Source organism: Variovorax sp. EBFNA2 (assembly GCF_033802765.1).
In the GTDB taxonomy this organism is placed as follows: domain Bacteria; phylum Pseudomonadota; class Gammaproteobacteria; order Burkholderiales; family Burkholderiaceae_C; genus Variovorax; species Variovorax paradoxus_H.
The window spans coordinates 4,620,552-4,636,789 of sequence record NZ_CP138496.1; the positions used below are offsets into that span (position 1 = coordinate 4,620,552).

General features: G+C 69.0%; 12 protein-coding genes and 1 pseudogene. 10 read left to right on the forward strand and 3 right to left on the reverse strand.

Features of this window, described 5'->3' with window-relative positions; translation table 11 throughout:
• The first annotated feature begins 31 nt into the window (after positions 1-31).
• Genes RZE79_RS21770 through RZE79_RS21790 form a run of 5 tightly spaced genes read left to right on the forward strand, consistent with a single transcriptional unit; the run spans position 32 to position 4,318 of the window.
• Positions 32-1,531, forward strand: coding sequence for a TolC family protein (locus RZE79_RS21770; RefSeq protein ID WP_319356793.1), 1,500 nt, complete (start codon positions 32-34; stop codon positions 1,529-1,531).
• Between the two features lies 1 nt (position 1,532).
• On the forward strand, positions 1,533-2,921 hold the full coding sequence (locus RZE79_RS21775; RefSeq protein WP_319356794.1) for a copper oxidase: 1,389 nt from the start codon (positions 1,533-1,535) through the stop codon (positions 2,919-2,921).
• 35 nt (positions 2,922-2,956) lie between these two features.
• Positions 2,957-3,478 (forward strand): cupredoxin family protein, encoded by a 522-nt coding sequence (locus tag RZE79_RS21780; protein WP_319356795.1) that lies wholly within the window; start codon positions 2,957-2,959, stop codon positions 3,476-3,478.
• A gap of 40 nt (positions 3,479-3,518) precedes the next feature.
• On the forward strand, positions 3,519-3,968 hold the full coding sequence (locus tag RZE79_RS21785; RefSeq protein ID WP_319356796.1) for a DUF411 domain-containing protein: 450 nt from the start codon (positions 3,519-3,521) through the stop codon (positions 3,966-3,968).
• Positions 3,969-4,024: 56 nt separating this feature from the next.
• Entirely contained in the window at positions 4,025-4,318 is a 294-nt protein-coding gene (locus tag RZE79_RS21790; protein ID WP_319361249.1) for a copper-binding protein, read from the forward strand.
• Between the two features lie 3 nt (positions 4,319-4,321).
• On the opposite strand, the gene RZE79_RS21795 is transcribed toward RZE79_RS21790, so the two are convergent.
• Positions 4,322-5,623 carry an FAD-dependent oxidoreductase gene (locus RZE79_RS21795; protein ID WP_319356797.1) on the reverse strand — a complete coding sequence of 434 codons (1,302 nt, stop codon included), beginning with the start codon at positions 5,621-5,623 and terminating at the stop codon, positions 4,322-4,324.
• A 40-nt stretch (positions 5,624-5,663) separates the two neighbouring features.
• Here RZE79_RS21795 and RZE79_RS21800 point away from each other — a divergent pair, with 40 nt between their 5' ends.
• The 3 genes and pseudogenes from RZE79_RS21800 to pabB all read left to right on the forward strand — a co-directional run bounded on the left by RZE79_RS21800 (position 5,664) and on the right by pabB (position 9,899).
• Positions 5,664-6,701, forward strand: coding sequence for a P1 family peptidase (locus tag RZE79_RS21800; protein WP_319356798.1), 1,038 nt, complete (start codon positions 5,664-5,666; stop codon positions 6,699-6,701).
• A gap of 27 nt (positions 6,702-6,728) precedes the next feature.
• Positions 6,729-8,120 (forward strand): TAXI family TRAP transporter solute-binding subunit, encoded by a 1,392-nt coding sequence (locus RZE79_RS21805; protein ID WP_319356799.1) that lies wholly within the window; start codon positions 6,729-6,731, stop codon positions 8,118-8,120.
• Positions 8,107-9,899: pseudogene (gene pabB / locus RZE79_RS21810) on the forward strand (aminodeoxychorismate synthase component I). The gene RZE79_RS21805 and the pseudogene pabB overlap by 14 nt, the downstream one beginning before the upstream one ends.
• Before the next feature lie 125 nt (positions 9,900-10,024).
• On the opposite strand, the gene ettA reads toward pabB, so the two are convergent.
• Positions 10,025-11,686, reverse strand: coding sequence for an energy-dependent translational throttle protein EttA (ettA, locus tag RZE79_RS21815; RefSeq protein WP_153282822.1), 1,662 nt, complete (start codon positions 11,684-11,686; stop codon positions 10,025-10,027).
• Positions 11,687-11,975: 289 nt separating this feature from the next.
• Here ettA and RZE79_RS21820 point away from each other — a divergent pair, with 289 nt between their 5' ends.
• Positions 11,976-13,805 carry a DEAD/DEAH box helicase gene (locus RZE79_RS21820; RefSeq protein ID WP_319356800.1) on the forward strand — a complete coding sequence of 610 codons (1,830 nt, stop codon included), beginning with the start codon at positions 11,976-11,978 and terminating at the stop codon, positions 13,803-13,805.
• Between the two features lie 113 nt (positions 13,806-13,918).
• Complete coding sequence (locus RZE79_RS21825) at positions 13,919-14,974, forward strand: endonuclease/exonuclease/phosphatase family protein (RefSeq protein ID WP_319356801.1); 1,056 nt, start codon at positions 13,919-13,921, stop codon at positions 14,972-14,974.
• Positions 14,975-14,977: 3 nt separating this feature from the next.
• On the opposite strand, the gene RZE79_RS21830 is transcribed toward RZE79_RS21825, so the two are convergent.
• Complete coding sequence (locus tag RZE79_RS21830; protein WP_319356802.1) at positions 14,978-16,177, reverse strand: mandelate racemase/muconate lactonizing enzyme family protein; 1,200 nt, start codon at positions 16,175-16,177, stop codon at positions 14,978-14,980.
• Positions 16,178-16,238 lie beyond the last annotated feature (61 nt).

Here is a 16,238-nt window from a genome sequence, read left to right on the forward strand (position 1 = left end):
GCGTTCGCTGTATTGCCCATGGAGATCGCTCGTGAATTCCCTTGCTCGCCGGCCGTATGCCGGTATCCCGCGCTATCGAACAGATAGCCCGCCCCCCGGGCGAAAAAGTCACCTTTCATTCATCAGAACCGCCGCCGCGCTGGCCGCGGCACTGGTGCTCGCCGGCTGCGCCAGCCTGTCGCCCGACGGCGGCGCCGGCGACGTGCAGGCGCTGGTCGACGGCAACCCGCTCATGGCGGGCGCCGCGGCCCAGCGCAAGCCGGACGATGCCTCGCAGAAAAGCGTCGACGCGCTGCTCGCCCAGCCGCTGGACGCCGAAGCCGCCGTGCGCATCGCGCTCGTCAACAGCCCGCGCGTGCAGGAGGCCTTTGCCACGCTGCAACTGAGCGACGCCGACCGCGTGCAGGCCGCGAGCCTGCCGAACCCGGTGCTGTCCTTCAGTCGGCTGGCGCAGGGCAGCGAGCGCGAGTTCGAACGCATGCTGACGTTCAACGTGGTGGGCCTGCTCACGCTGCCGTGGCAGGCGCGCTGGGCCGGCCAGCGGCACGAAGCCGCCAAGCTGCAGGCCGCGCAAAGCGTGCTGCTGCTGGCCGCCGACACGCGCCGCGCCTGGGTGCGCGCCGTGGCGGCGCAGCAGAGCGTGGTCTACCTGCGCGACGCGAAGGAAGCCACCGAGGCCGGTGCCGAACTGGCGCACCGCATGGCCAAAGTCGGCAACTGGAGCGCGCTGCAGCGCACGCGCGAACAGCTGCTGCTGGCCGACGCGTCCGCGCAGCTCGCACGCGCCGAGCAGGCAGCAGTCGCAAGCCGCGAACAGCTCACGCGCCTGCTGGGCCTGAGCGGCACGCGCGCCGCCTACGCCCTGCCCGACCGCCTGCCGCCGCTGCCGAAGGCCGCACCCGAACTCGGCGATGTGCAGGCACTGGCGCTGCGCGACCGGCTCGACGTGCGCTCGGCGCAAGCGCAGAACACGGCCGTGGCCGGCTCGCTCGGCCTCACGCACGCCACGCGCGTGATCAATGCGATGGAACTGGGCGTGGTGCGCAACACCACCTTCGAGAACGACGCCGATCGCTCGAGATCGACCACGCGCGGCTTCGAGCTCGAGCTGCCGATTCCGATCTTCGATTGGGGCCAGGTGCGCAACGGACGCGCCGAGGCGCAGTACCTGCAGTCGGCGGCGCGCGTGCGCGACGTGGGCGTGCTTGCGGCCAGCGAGGCGCGCGAAGCTTGGCAAGGCTGGAACACCGCCTACGCATTGGCGCGCCGCTACCGCGACGAGGTGTTGCCGCTGCGCAAGCAGGTGAACGAGGAGATGGTGCTGCGCTACAACGGCATGCTCGCCAGCGTGTGGGAGCTGCTCGGCGAAACGCGCGCGAGCATGCTGGCCGTGAACGCCGGCATGGAGGCGCAGCGCGACTTCTGGCTGGCGGACACCGATCTGCAGCTGGTGCTCACGGGCAGCTCGCCCGGTGGCATGACGGCCCTGCAGACCGCGGCCACCAACGAACCTGCGGCGGGAGGCCACTGACATGAACCGTCGCAACTTCTTCGCAGGCGCAGCCACGGCCGTGGCCGCCACCACCGTCAGCCGCGTGTCGATGGCTGCGCTGCCCGAGCCGGTGACACAAGCCTCGACCGCCACCGCGCCACCGCTGGTGCCGCCGAACGGCCGCCCCTACAACCCCGTCGTCACGCTCAACGGCTGGACGCTGCCCTGGCGCATGAACGCCGGCGTCAAGGAATTCCACCTCGTCGCCGAACCCGTGGTGCGCGAGATGGCGCCGGGCTTCAAGGTCAACATGTGGGGCTACAACGGCCAGTCGCCGGGCCCGACCATCGAGGTGGTCGAGGGCGACAAGGTGCGCATCTTCGTGACCAACAAGCTGCCCGAGCACACGACCGTGCACTGGCACGGACAGCGCCTGCCCAACGGCATGGACGGCGTGGGCGGCATCACGCAGCCGCACATTCCGCCGGGCAAGACCTTCGTCTACGAGTTCACGGCGCGCCGCCCCGGCACCTTCATGTACCACCCGCACGCCGACGAGATGGTGCAGATGGCGATGGGAATGATGGGCTTCTGGGTCACGCATCCGAAAGAGAACCATCCGCTCATCGAGCCCGTGCAGCGCGACTTCTGCTTTCTGCTCGGCAGCTTCGACGTGGAACCCGGCAGCGCCACGCCCAAGGTCAACACCATGACCGACTTCAACATCTGGAGCTTCAACAGCCGCGTGTTCCCGGCCATCGACACGCTCAACGTGCGCAAGGGCGACCGCGTGCGCATCCGCGTGGGCAACCTCACGATGACCAACCACCCGATCCACATCCACGGCCACGAGTTCGAGGTCACGGGCACCGACGGCGGCCCCGTGCCGCGCACCGCGCGCTGGCCCGAGGTGTCGGTCGACGTGGCGGTGGGCCAGATGCGGCAGATGGAGTTCATCGCCGACGAGGAAGGCGACTGGGCGCTGCATTGCCACAAGGCGCACCACACGATGGGCCCGATGGGCCACGACGTGCCGACCATGATCGGCGTGGACCACAAGGGCGTGGCCGAGAAGATCAAGAAGCTCGTGCCCGACTACATGGTGATGGGCGACAAGGGCATGGCCGACATGGGCGAGATGGAAATGCCCATTCCCGACAACACGATGCCCATGATGACCGGCACCGGCCCCTTCGGTTCGGCCGAGATGGGCGGCATGTTCACGCTGCTCAAGGTGCGGCGCGACCAGAAGCCGGGCGATTACCGCGACCCGGGCTGGTTCAAGCACCCGGCCGGCACGGTCGCGCGCGAGGTGTCGGCCACCGGTGCGCCAGCGGCGCCGCGCAAGACGGGCACGGCACCCGCCAGCCCCGACAGCGGCAGCGCCACCGTGCGCAAGCCCTCGGGCCACGGTGCCCACAACCACTGATCGTCTTCACTCCCACTTTTTTTGAGATTCAAGCCATGAACACCCGTTTGTCCCCCCTCGTCGCCGGTCTCGCACTCGCAGCCGTCGCCACCTTCGCCGCAGCCCACGAAAGCCACGCGCCCAAGGCCGGCAAAGCCGCTGCCGCCCCGCTCGCACCCGAGCAGAAAGCCTGGGGCATCGCCGGCAAGGCCAGCGCCGTGAAGCGCACGATCGACATCGCGATGGCCGACGACATGACCTTCACGCCCTCGGTCCTCGAAGTGCGCGAGGGCGACACCATTCGCCTGCGGCTGAAGAACCGCGGCAAGGACCTGCACGAACTCGTGCTCGGCACCACCGCCGTCATCGAGGACCACGCCGCGATGATGAAAAAGCACCCCGGCATGGAGCACGACGAGCCCTGGATGGCGCACGTGCTGCCCGGCAAGACCGGCGAACTGATCTGGACCTTCAACCGCGCCGGCGACTTCGATTTCGCCTGCCTCGTGAAGGACCACTACGAACTCGGCATGGCCGGCCGCGTGCGCGTGCGGGCCGCCGCCGCCTCTTCCAAATGAATCCAATGACTCCGATGAATCGCATGAAAGGAACCTGACCATGCAACGACGCACCCTCCTCAAACTCGCCGCCGCCACCGCCTCCCTGCCGCTCGCCGCGCAGGCCGCCGCACCGATGGTCGAGATCTGGAAAGACCCGAACTGCGGCTGCTGCCAGGACTGGGTCAAGCACCTCAACAAGAACGGCTTTGCGACGCGCGTGCACGACGAAGGCAATGGCCCCGCGCGCGAGCGGCTCGGCATTCCGGCCAAGCTGGGGTCGTGCCACACGGGCCGCGTCGGCGGCTACGCCATCGAGGGCCACGTGCCCGCGCGCGAAATGCACCGCCTGCTGAAAGAAAAGCCCAAGGCCGTCGGCCTCGCCGTGCCCGGCATGCCCATCGGCTCGCCCGGCATGGACGGCTCCGCCTACGGCGACCAGCGCGACGCCTACGACGTGCTGCTGGTGCTGGCCGACGGCAGCACGCGCGTCTTCCAGAGCTACCGCTGAGCCTGCATCAGCCCCTCTTTGCAACCCCTCGCAACCCGGAAGGAACACCGACCATGATGAAGAAGATCATCACCGCCCTCTCCACCCTCGTGCTCACCGCCGCGGCGTTCGCGCAGGCCACCCTGCCCCAAGTCGACGGCGAAGTCCGCAAGGTCGACACCGACGCGAAGAAGATCACCCTGCGCCACGGCGACATCCCGAACCTCGAGATGACCGGCATGACCATGGTGTTCCGCGTGAGCGACCCGGCGCTGCTCGCCAAGGTGAAGGCCGGCGACAAGGTGCGCTTCACGGCCGACAAGGTCGACGGCGCGATCACCGTGATGTCGCTCGAACCGGTGGCGAACTGAGCCTCAGGACCTGAAGCGCCCCGGATCGAAGGGCGCCAGCGGTATCTCCGTCGCAACGCCCGCAAGCAGCTGCGCCGCCAGCCGCCCCGTACGCGCCGAGCCGCACAGGCCGACGTGTCCATGCCCGAAGGCCAGCACGATGTCGGCGCTGGCAGCCGCCGGGCCGATGCATGGCAGTCCGTCGGGCAGGCTCGGGCGGTGTCCGAGCCAGTGCTTCACCGAAGGCACACCGGGCGCGGACCGTGCAAGCGACGGAAACATCGAATGCAGATGCGCGTGCAGGATCTCGGCGCGGCGCCAGTCGGGTGCCGCTTCGAGGCCCGCGATCTCCACCTGCCCCGCCGCGCGCAGGCCGCCGTCCATCCAGTGCGCGATGAGCTTGCCGTCGGACACCATGGTCGGCGTGCGCGGGCCGGCCGTGGCGTCTTCGACGACCACGTGGTAGCCGCGCTCCGACTCCAGCGGCACCGCCGAGCCGGCCGCCGCGGCCAGTGGCCCCGAGCGCGCGCCGGCGCAGATGGCGGCGCCGTCGCAGGCGATCTCGCCGGCCTCCGTAAGCACGGCGCGCAGCCGGCCGTCCTCGATGCGAAAACCGGTGGCCCGGGCGGCGACGTGTTCGGCGCCCGCATCGCGCACATGCCGCGCCAGGGCCGCCACGTAAGCGCCGGGATTGCGGCAGTGGCCGGCCTCGGGCACGAAGATGCCCAGCGTGTAGCGCGCGGCCAGATCGGGCTCCCGGCGGCGCAGTTCGTCCGCCGGCCATTCTTCCCAGTGGACACCGACGCGCCGGCGCACGCGCCAGCCCAGTGCATCGCTGTCGAACTCGGCGCGCGAACGGTAGGCATGCAGCAACCCGCGCTGCTCGATGAGTTGCGGCACACCGGCCTCGGCGGCCAGTTGCGCATGCAGCGCGGGCGCATCGGCCAGCAACGTGCGCAATGCGTCAGCGGTGCGTTGCACGCGCGCCTCGGTCCAGCCAGAGGCCAGGTAGCGCAGCAGCCACGGCAGGGCACGCGGCAGGTAGCACCAGCGCAACGCCAGCGGCCCGAGCGGGTCGGCCAACCAGCCCGGCACCTTTCGCCAGGTGCCCGGCAGTGCCGGCGGCACCACGGAATGCGACGACAGCCAGCCGGCGTTGCCATAGCTCGTGGCCTGCGGGCCGCCCGGCTCGCCGGGTTCCACCACCGTCACGCGCAGGCCCGCGCGCAGCGCCTCGATGGCGGCGGCGCTGCCCACCGCGCCCGCGCCGATCACCACCACGTGGCGGCTGCGGCCCTCGAGGGAGAAACTTCTTGCAACTGTCATTGTGAAGATCGTAAAGGGCGCGGTCCCATAATCGGCCGCCATGTCCGCTGCGTCTTCTTCCCCCTCTTCTCGCGCCGGTGCCATCACCGACGTCGCCGGCATCGAAGTCGGCCATTTCTCCGACACGCGCCGCCCCACCGGCTGCACCGTGATCCTCGCGCGCGAAGGCGCCGTGGCCGGTGTCGATGTGCGCGGCGCCGCGCCCGGCACGCGCGAGACCGACCTGCTCTCGCCCGGCAACCTCGTGCAGGAAGTGCATGCCGTGATGCTCGCGGGCGGCAGCGCCTGGGGCCTGGCCGCCGCGGAAGGCGCGATGCGCTGGCTCGAAGAGCGCGGCGTCGGCATGGACGTGCGCTTCGGCACCCTGCCCATCGTGCCGGCCGCCGTGCTGTTCGACCTGCCGATGGGCGACGCGCGCATCCGCCCCGACGCCGCTGCGGGCTACGCCGCCTGCGAAGCCGCCTCGACCGACGCGCCCGCCGAAGGCAACGTGGGCGCGGGCACCGGTGCATTGGTGGGCAAGCTCTTCGGCGTGCACCGCGCGATGAAGGGCGGCATCGGCACCGCCTCGGTCACCGTCGGCGGCGTGACCGTGGGCGCGCTCATCGCGGTCAATTCGCTGGGCGACGTGATCGACCCCGACACCGCGCTGCCCGTGGCCGGCGCGCGCACCGAGGACGGCAGCGCCCTGCTCGACACGCGCCGCGCACTGCTGCGCGGCGAGCTGCCCAAGCCGCTGCTGGCGGGCACCAACACCACCATCGGCGTGATCGCCACCGACGCCGTGCTGACCAAGGTGCAGGCCAACCGGCTCGCCATGGTCGCGCACGACGGCCTGGCGCGCGCCATCAACCCGGTGCACACCATGAGCGACGGCGACACGCTGTTCGCGCTGGCCACCGGCCGCGTGCCGCTCGAAGGCGATGCACCCGGCATGACCGTGCTGAGCACCATGGCCGCGGAAGCCACCGCCATCGCCACCGTGCGTGCGGTGCGCGCCGCACGCGCGGTGACCGTGGGCGAGCTGCACATTCCCTGCGCCGCCGATCTGGCCAACGTGGCCGCGCCGCGCGGCTGACGCGCGCACCGCACGACGAGGCATTCCATGGCGTTTCCCCGCACCCTGAAGCTGATTCTGCTGTCGATCCGCGACCTGATCGCCTCGGCAGGCCCGATCGTGTTCATCGTCATCGGCCTGCTGATTGCAGCCTACTGGTGGCTGCAGCCGCAGCCGCCCAAGCACGTGACGCTGGCCACCGGCCCCACGGGCAGCGCCTATGCGCAGTTCGGCAAGCGCTACGCCGACGCCCTGAAGCACAGCGGCATCACCGTCGAACTCAAGGCCACCTCGGGCTCGACCGAGAACCTGCAGCTGTTGCGCAGCGGCGGTGCCGACGTGGCCTTCGTGCGCGGCGGCAGCGCCGACCCCGTGGCCGACGAAGAGGCCGGCCTGCGCTCGCTGGGCGCGCTGTTCTACGAACCGATCTGGCTCTTCTACCGCGCCGACGTCGCGCAGAAGCTCGACCGCAAGACCGGCACGCTGACCTCGCTCACGCAGTTGCGCGGCCTGCGCGTGAACGTCGACCTGCCCGGCAGCGGCCTGCCCGAGATCATGGAGCGGCTGCTCAAGGCCAACCGCCTCGGGCCCGACGACCTGCTGCTGTCGAACCTCGAGCAGGCCGCCGCCGCCGAGGCGCTGCAAGCCGGGCTGCTCGATGCCATCGTGCTGTTCTCGGCGCCGCAGTCGCCGCAGGTGCAGCGCCTGCTGCGCGCCGGCGACATCCAGCTCATGGACTTCGGCCAGGCCGAGGCCTACACGCGGCGCTTTCCGTTCCTGTCGGCCGTGTCGCTGCCGCGCGGCGTGGTCGATCTGTCGAAAGACCTGCCGCTGCACGACGTGTCGCTGCTCGCCGCCACCACCTCGCTGCTGTCGCGCGACGAAACCCATCCGGCCCTGCGCCAGTTGTTCGCACAGGCCGCGCAGACCGTGCACAGCGACGCCGGCTGGTTCAACCGCGCGCGCGACTTCCCCAACACCCGCACCAGCGAGCTGCCCGTGAGCCCGGAGGGCGACCGCGCGATCAACGGCACGCCGCCGTTTTGGCAGCGCTACCTGCCGTTCTGGGCCAGCAACCTGGTCGAGCGCATGTGGCTGGTGCTGGGCGGTGTGCTCGTGCTGATGCTGCCGCTGAGCCGCGTGATCCCGCCGCTGTACCAGTTCCGCGTGCGCCGCCGCGTGTTCCGCTGGTACGCGCGGCTGCGCGACATCGAAGCCAAGGTGGATGTGCGCCAGAGCCAGGCCGAACGCGACAAGCTGGTGGAAGAACTCGACGACCTCGACCGCGTGGTCAACAAGGTGGCGGTGCCGCTGTCGTATGCCGACGAGCTCTACGCGCTGCGCAACAACATCTATGCGGTGCGCAAGCGCGCGCTCGCGGGATCTGCGAGCCCGGCGAAGGCGCCGCCCGTCGCGCCGCCGGCCCGTGCCGCCGAGTGACAGCGCGCGCTTGCTGTCCACGCTGATCGATTTCGCCGACCCGCGCACCGACGGGGCGACCCGGCTGCGCGCTGCTTTCGGTGCGCCCGTGAGCGTGCTGGTCGCCCATGCACCGCACGAAGTGCGCCCCGTGCTGGAAGCCGTCGAGGCGCTGGCCCGCGAAGGCCGCTGGTGCGTCGGCCACCTGCGCTACGAGGCCGCCGCGGCCTTCGATCCGGCGTTCGCCGTGCATGCGCCCGATGGGCCGCTGGCCTGGTTCGGCGTGCACGACGAGATGTTGCCATGGCCCGATGTGCCGGTGCCCGCCGTGGCGCCCGTCGCATGGACGGCCGACCTGTCGCGCGAGGCCTTCGACCTCAACATGCAGGCGATCCACCGCGCCATCGCCGACGGCGTGCTGTACCAGCTCAACTACACGGCGCCGCTGCGCGCGGCCTTCGACGGCGACGCGCAAGCCTGGTTCCACGCGCTGCGCCAGGCGCAACCCAACGGCTACGGCGCCTTCATCGACACCGGCGACGAGCAGGTGCTGTCGGTGTCGCCCGAGCTGTTCTTCGACCGCGACGGCGACCGCATCCTCGTGCGCCCCATGAAGGGCACCGCGCCGCGCGGCGCCACGCCCGCCGAAGACGCCGCCCACGCGCTGCGGCTGCGCACCGTGCCCAAGGAGCGCGCCGAGAACGTGATGATCGTGGACCTGATCCGCAACGACCTCTCGCGCGTGGCCCAGCCCTTCTCGGTGCGCGTGCCGCGCCTCTTCCACACCGAGGCGCTGCCCACCGTGTGGCAGATGACCTCCGACGTGGAAGCCCGGCTGCGCGAGGGCACGACGCTGGCCGACATCTTCGCGGCGCTGTTCCCCTGCGGCTCCATCACCGGCGCGCCGAAGGTGAGCGCCATGCGCATGATCCGCGCGCTGGAGCCCGAGGTGCGCGGCGTGTACTGCGGCGCCGTGGGCGTGGTGCGGCCCGGCGGGCACGCGACCTTCAACGTGCCGATTCGCACCGTCACGCTGCGCGGCAACGCCGCGCGCTGCGGCATCGGCAGCGGCATCACGGCCGATGCGCAGGCGGATGCGGAGTGGGACGAGTGGCGGCACAAGCGCGCCTTTCTCGCGGGCGTCGGCGCGGCTGTATCGTCGCCCCCATGACGTCCTTCGAACTGCTCGAGACCCTGGCGCTGACCGATGGCGCACTGCGCGATGCGCCCGCGCACCTGGCCCGCATGCGCCACGCGGCTGCGCACTTCGGCTATCCGTGGCACGAAGCCCACGTGGCGGACTGCCTGGACCGGCTGCGCGCAGCGCATGCCACAGGCACATGGCGCGTGCGTTTGCTGCTCGATGCGCAAGGCCAGCCGCGCGCCGAGGCCTTCACCATGGACGCCCCACCGCCGCGCGTTCGCCTGCAGCTGGCCCCACGCGCCTTCGACGAAGCCTCCAGCGAGTTCTCGCGCTTCAAGACGACGCACCGCGCGCACTACGAAGCCTTCACGCCCACCGCGCCCGGCGTGTTCGACACGCTGCTGTGGAACCGTGAGGGCGAGATCACCGAATGCACGCGCGGCAACATCGCGCTGCAGCTCGATGGCCGTTGGGTCACGCCGCCGCTGCATTGCGGCCTGCTCGACGGCATCGGCCGTGCCCGCCGGTTGCGCGAAGGGCAACTGACCGAAGCGGTCGTGCGCGTGGACGACTTGCCGCGCGTCGAGGCGCTGGCCTTCGTCAACAGCCTGCGCGGCTGGCTGGACGCGGACCTCGTCGACAACGACGCCCCCTGAACGACAAAGCGCGCGGCCCCTTGTGGAACCGCGCGCTCTGGTTGAAGCGACTTGGGGCTTGATCGAAGGCCGTCGTGCCCCCACCCCAACCCTCCCCCGGAAGGGGAGGGAGAAAAACCGAAGCCTTACTTGAGGGCCTTGTAGCGCATGCGTTTCGGCTTGGCGCCTTCTTCGCCGAGGCGCTTCTTCTTGTCGGCTTCGTACTCCTGGTAGTTGCCGTCGAAGAAGGTCCACTGGCTGTCGCCTTCGGCCGCGAGGATGTGCGTGGCGATGCGGTCAAGGAACCAGCGATCGTGGCTGATGACCATCACGGTGCCGGCGAACTCGAGCAACGCGTCTTCCAGCGCGCGCAGGGTTTCCACGTCCAGGTCGTTCGACGGTTCGTCCAGCATCAGCACGTTGCCGCCCGCGATCAGCGTCTTGGCCAGGTGCAGGCGGCCGCGTTCACCGCCCGACAGCGTGCCGACCTTCTTCTGCTGGTCGGCGCCGTTGAAGTTGAAGCGGCCTGCATACGCGCGGCTGGCCATCTGGAACTTGCCGACGTTGATGATGTCCAGGCCGTTCGAGATGTCTTCCCACACGGTCTTCTGGTTGGCGAGCTCGTCACGGTGCTGGTCGACGAAGGCTGCACGCACGGTCGAACCGATGACGACTTCGCCGCTGTCCGGCAGTTCCTTGCCCGCGAGCAGCTTGAACAGCGTCGACTTGCCGGCGCCGTTCGGGCCGATGATGCCGACGATCGCGCCTGGCGGCACAGTGAAGCTCAGGTTGTCGATCAGCATGCGGTCGCCGAAGGACTTGCTGACGCCGTGGAACTCGAACACCTGCTGGCCCAGCCGCTCGGCCACAGGAATGAAGATTTCCTGCGTTTCGTTGCGCTTCTGGTATTCCATGTCGCTCAGCTCTTCGAAGCGGGCGAGGCGCGATTTGCTCTTGGCCTGGCGTGCCTTCGGGTTCTGGCGCGACCACTCGAGTTCCTTCTTCAGGGCCTTGGCGTGAGCTTCTTCGCTCTTCTGCTCCTGCGCCAGGCGTTCGCCCTTCTGCTCGAGCCAGGTGCTGTAGTTGCCCTTCCAGGGAATGCCGCGACCGCGGTCCATTTCCAGGATCCACTCGGCGGCGTTGTCCAGGAAGTAGCGATCGTGGGTGATGGCCACCACGGTGCCCGTGAAGCGCTGCAGGAACACTTCGAGCCACTCGACCGATTCGGCGTCCAGGTGGTTGGTCGGTTCGTCGAGCAGCAGCATGTCGGGCTTGGACAGCAGCAGGCGGCACAGCGCCACGCGACGCTTTTCACCGCCCGACAGCACGCCGATCTTGGCGTCCCACGGCGGCAGGCGCAGCGCGTCGGCGGCGATTTCCAGCTGGTGCTCGGAGTCGGTGCCGGCGGTGGCGATGATGGCTTCGAGCTGGGCCTGTTCGGCCGCCAGCGCGTCGAAGTCGGCGTCTTCGGCGCCGTAGGCGATGTACACCTCTTCGAGGCGCGCCTTGGCCGCGAACACCGCACCCATCGATTCTTCAACCGATTCGCGCACCGTGTGCTCGTTGTTGAGCTTGGGTTCCTGCTCCAGATAACCGATCGTCATCCCCGGCATGGGCAGGGCCTCGCCCTCGAATTCCTTGTCCACACCCGCCATGATCTTGAGCAGCGTGGACTTGCCCGAGCCGTTCAGGCCGAGCACGCCAATCTTGGCGCCGGGGAAGAAAGAGAGCGAAATGTCCTTCAAGAGCTGCCGCTTGGGCGGCACGGTCTTGCTGACGCGGTTCATCGAATAGACGTATTGAGCCATCTGTGAATGATTACCTCGGGTAGCTTGGGGATTTGCGTAAAAGCACGGTCGTCCGGACAGTGATCCGGGCGCGGCGAACCCATGATTATCGACTCATGCGACAATAGTCCTCGTTGCCGGGTCCAGTTGCCCGCAAACCGGCTCTCTGCCGGGGACGAAGAAACCCCTCATCACAACGGGTTTTCCGGCTCCCACCCCTGACCTTCATCTGCCTTGACTGGCTCGGCGTCGCCAAGACGCCAAGCGGGCCGATGCCACTGCGCCGTGTATGGCGCTTGTTGTTTCCACAATGAATTTTGACGAACTGAAGCTGGCCCCGGCCATCTTGAAGGCTGTGCTCGAACACGGCTACGACACCCCCACCCCCATCCAGGCACAAGCCATTCCCGTGGTCCTCGACGGCCACGACCTGCTGGGCGGCGCCCAGACCGGCACCGGCAAGACCGCGGCCTTCACCCTGCCGATGCTGCACAAGCTCACCATGAGCCGCAGCGCAACCAACAAGTTCGGCGGCATCGGCATCCGTGCCCTCGTGCTGACCCCCACGCGTGAACTCGCGGCCCAGGTCGAAGAGTCGGTGCGCACCTACGGCAAGTACCTGCAGCTCGACTCCACCGTGATCTTCGGCGGCGTGGGCATGAACTCGCAGATCAGCAAGCTCAAGAAGGGTGTCGACATCCTCGTGGCCACCCCCGGCCGCCTGCTCGACCTGCAACAGCAAGGCATGCTCGACCTGAGCCAGGTCCAGATCCTCATCCTGGACGAAGCCGACCGCATGCTGGACATGGGCTTCATCCACGACGTGAAGAAGATCCTGGCCCTGGTGCCCAAGGAAAAGCAGAGCCTGCTGTTCTCGGCCACCTTCAGCGACGAGATCCGCGACCTCGCCGGCTCGCTGCTCAAGAACCCGCAAAGCATCCAGGTCACACCGCGCAACACCACGGTGCAGCGCATCACGCAGGTGATCCATCCTGTGGGCCGCGGCAAGAAGAAGGCGCTGCTCGCGCACATCATCAACGAGCACAAGTGGAGCCAGGTCCTCGTGTTCACGCGCACCAAGTTCGGCGCCAACAGCGTGGCCGAGTTCCTCACCAAGAACGGCATCGAGGCGATGGCGCTGCACGGCAACAAGAGCCAGAGCGCCCGCACGCAGGCACTGGCCGGCTTCAAGAGCGGCGACATCCGCGCGCTGGTGGCCACCGACATCGCGGCCCGCGGCATCGACATCGACGAGCTGCCGCACGTCGTGAACTACGAAATCCCGAACGTCAGCGAAGACTACGTGCACCGCATCGGCCGCACCGGCCGTGCCGGTTCGAGCGGCGAGGCCGTGAGCTTCGTGTGCCTGGACGAAGAAGGCTTCATGCAGGAAATCGAACGCTTCACCAAGCAGACGATTCCGGTGCAGAAGGTCGAGGGCTTCGGTCCTGAAGAAGGCGAACGCGCCGAGCCGATCGCCATGGGTCGCCAGACGATCTGGGGCGGCGCCGGCCGTCCGCCGAGCCGCGAAGTGATGCAGGCAGCCGCCAAGGCCGCCCGCACCGAAATGATGTCGCGCATCCGCGAGAACAAGGCCGGCCAGGGTGGCGGCGAACGCGCTGGCGGCGGTGGTGGTGGCGGCAACGGCGGCGGTCAACGCCGCGGTGGCGGCCAGGGCGGCGGCGGTCAAGGCCGCAATGCCAACGGTGGCGGCCAAGGCCAGGGCCAGGGTCCGCGCGGCCAGGGCGCAGCCCGTCCCGCACAAGGTCGCGGCCCGCAACAAGGCCAGCCGCGCGCACCGCAGCAGCCGCATCACCACACGCCGCATGAAGAGCGCCAACCGCGCCATCACGGCAACAGCCACAGCCCGACGCAGGCCAACCAGGTCGCGCACCTGCGCGCTGAAGCCGTCGCAGGCGGCGGCGCGGCCGGCCAGCCGGATCCGTTGCGCACGAGCGTCGACCACATGGGTGGTCGCGGTCGCGGCGGTCGCCCGGGTGGCGGCGGCGGTGGTGGCTACGGCGGCAACCGTTCCGGTGGCGGTGGCCGCTCGGGTGGTGGCGGTGGCTACGGCGGCGGTGGTGGTGGCGGCAACCGCTCCGGCGGCGGTGGCGGCGGCGGTCGTTCGTTCGGTCGCTGAAACGCACACACGCGTTGATTCCACAAAGGGCACTTCGGTGCCCTTTTTCGTTTCTACCGGCTGGCGGGCGCGGCAGGTTCATTGACACCGTCTCAGGACACAATGTGTTGGCCATGCCCTCCTACATCCCGCCCAACTACGCCACGCTCTTCGTCGCGACCTGCAACCTGCTCAACCTCGCGAACCCGAACCGCGTGTACTACGAGAACCAGGACGCCTACAACGAGCGCGAATACGAACGCAAGATCGACTGGATCGGTGAGCGCATCCATGCGCTCAACGCCGACGTGCTCGCGGTGCAGGAGGTGTGGGACGAGGCGGCGCTCAAAGCCGCCATCGGGCGCAGCGGCCTGCGCTACGACTTCGTCTCGGTGCCGGGCGCCGAGAACACGCCGCCGCCCGCAAGCCCGCCGGGCACGCCCGGGCGGCCCGGCGCGCAAGGCACGCCGCGCGTCGGCATCGTCACGCGGCTGCAGGTGGAAAGCACGCGATCCTTCGTCGACTTTCCACCGGGCTTCGGCGTCGACGTGCCGGGCCTCGGCCCGCACACGCGCTTCGAGCGCCCGCCCCTGCTGGTCACCGTGCGCATGAAGCACGGCCAGCCGGTGCATGTGCTGACAGTGCACCTGAAGTCCAAGCGCCCCAAGTTCCTGCAGGACGCGCAGGGCAATCCCCTGGAAGACCGCGACGACCGCAAGATCGGCGCCATGGCCTCGTTGCGCTCCTTGTTGATGCGCGGCGCCGAGGCCGCGGCCCTGCGCTGCATCGTGATCGACCTGCTACAAGGCACCAACGTGCCGCTGGTGGTGATGGGCGACTTCAACGACAACCCGCACAGCGTGACCACGCAGTTGGTGGCCGCGACGTCCGAGGTGGCCTACGACAAGGCCGCGCGCGACGTGGCGCTGTTCAACGCCTACGAGATGCAGGGCGAATCGGCGCTCAAGAAGGACGTGGCCTATTCGCACATCCACCAGGGCTTTCCGGATGTGCTCGACCAGATCCTCGTGAGCGAGGAGTTCGTTGCCACCAGCCGCCACAGCCTGGGCGACGTGCGCCGCGTCGACTACTTCAACGACCACCTGCACGAAGGCCGCGACCGCTCGCGCTCGGACCACGGCTTCGTGCGCGCCCTGCTGCGGCTGCGCACGGACGACAACCGCGGATAAGCGCTAAGAGGCTTTCGACACCCGCACGATCGCATCGGCGCGCTTGTGCAGGTCGGGCAGCAGCTCCAGGCCGAGGCCGGGCTTGTCGTTGAGGCTGATCATCCCGTTCTCGACCTTCGGCAGCTCGGTCACGAGTTCCTTGTACCAACCGGTGAAGAAGGCACGCACGCTCTCCTGGATGAGCGCATTGGGCGCATGCAGGCTCAGGTGCGTGGACGCGGCCCAGACCACCGGCCCGGTGCAGTCGTGCGGCGCCACGGGCAGTTGCCAGGCATCGGCCATGGCGGCGATCTTGCGCGCTTCGGTGAGGCCGCCGCACCAGCTCAGGTCGAGCATCGCGACCCCGGCCACGCCGGTCTGCAGGTAGTCCTTGAAGCCCCACTTGTAGCTCAGCGTTTCGCTGGCGCAGACGAGCGCCTGGCAGTCCTTCGCGTACTGCTTGAGCAGGTCGAGGCTGTCCATGCGGATCGCGTCCTCGTGCCAGAAGGTGTCGAACTCCTGCAGCGCGCGCGCGATCTTCTGCGCCATCGGCAGCCGCCACAGGCTGTGGAACTCGACCATGATGTCCATCTTGCCGCCCACCGCCTTGCGGATCTTGCGAAAGGGCTCGAGCGCGGTGTCGAGGTCGGCGTTGCTGATGTACTGCCCGTGGCTTTTTTCCGCCGCCGGATCGAAGGGCCAGATCTTCATGGCCGTGATGCCTTCGGACAGCAGCGACTCGGCCAGCTCGTCGGCATGGTGCAGGAAGCCCTGCAGGTCTTCGTACGGGCCGTTGTTGTTGGCCAGGCCCCAGTTCGAACTGGTCTGGTTGGTGGCGCTGCGGATGTACTGGTAGCCCGCGCAGGTGTTGTAGATGCGGATCGCATCGCGGCTCTTGCCGCCCAGCGCCGTGTGCACCGGCATGTTGGCGGCCTTGCCGAACAGGTCCCACAGGGCGATGTCCACGGCCGAGTTGCCGCGCGTTTCCACGCCCGATCCGCGCCACCCGAGGTAGCCCGTGATGTCGCGGTTGCGCGCCTCGATCTGCAGCGGGTCGGTGCCGAGCAGCTTGAACGCCGCCCACTCGTGCAGGTAGGCCTCGACCGCTGCGGCGCCCATGAAGGTCTCGCCAAGGCCGACCAGGCCCTCGTCGGTGTGCAGGCGCACCCACAGGATGTTGGGAAACTCGCCGAGGCGGATGGTTTCGACTTGCGTGATTTTCATGAAAAGGGTTCCGCAAAAAGAAAAAGCCGCAGCGGCGGATGCCGCGCGGCTCTTGCACACA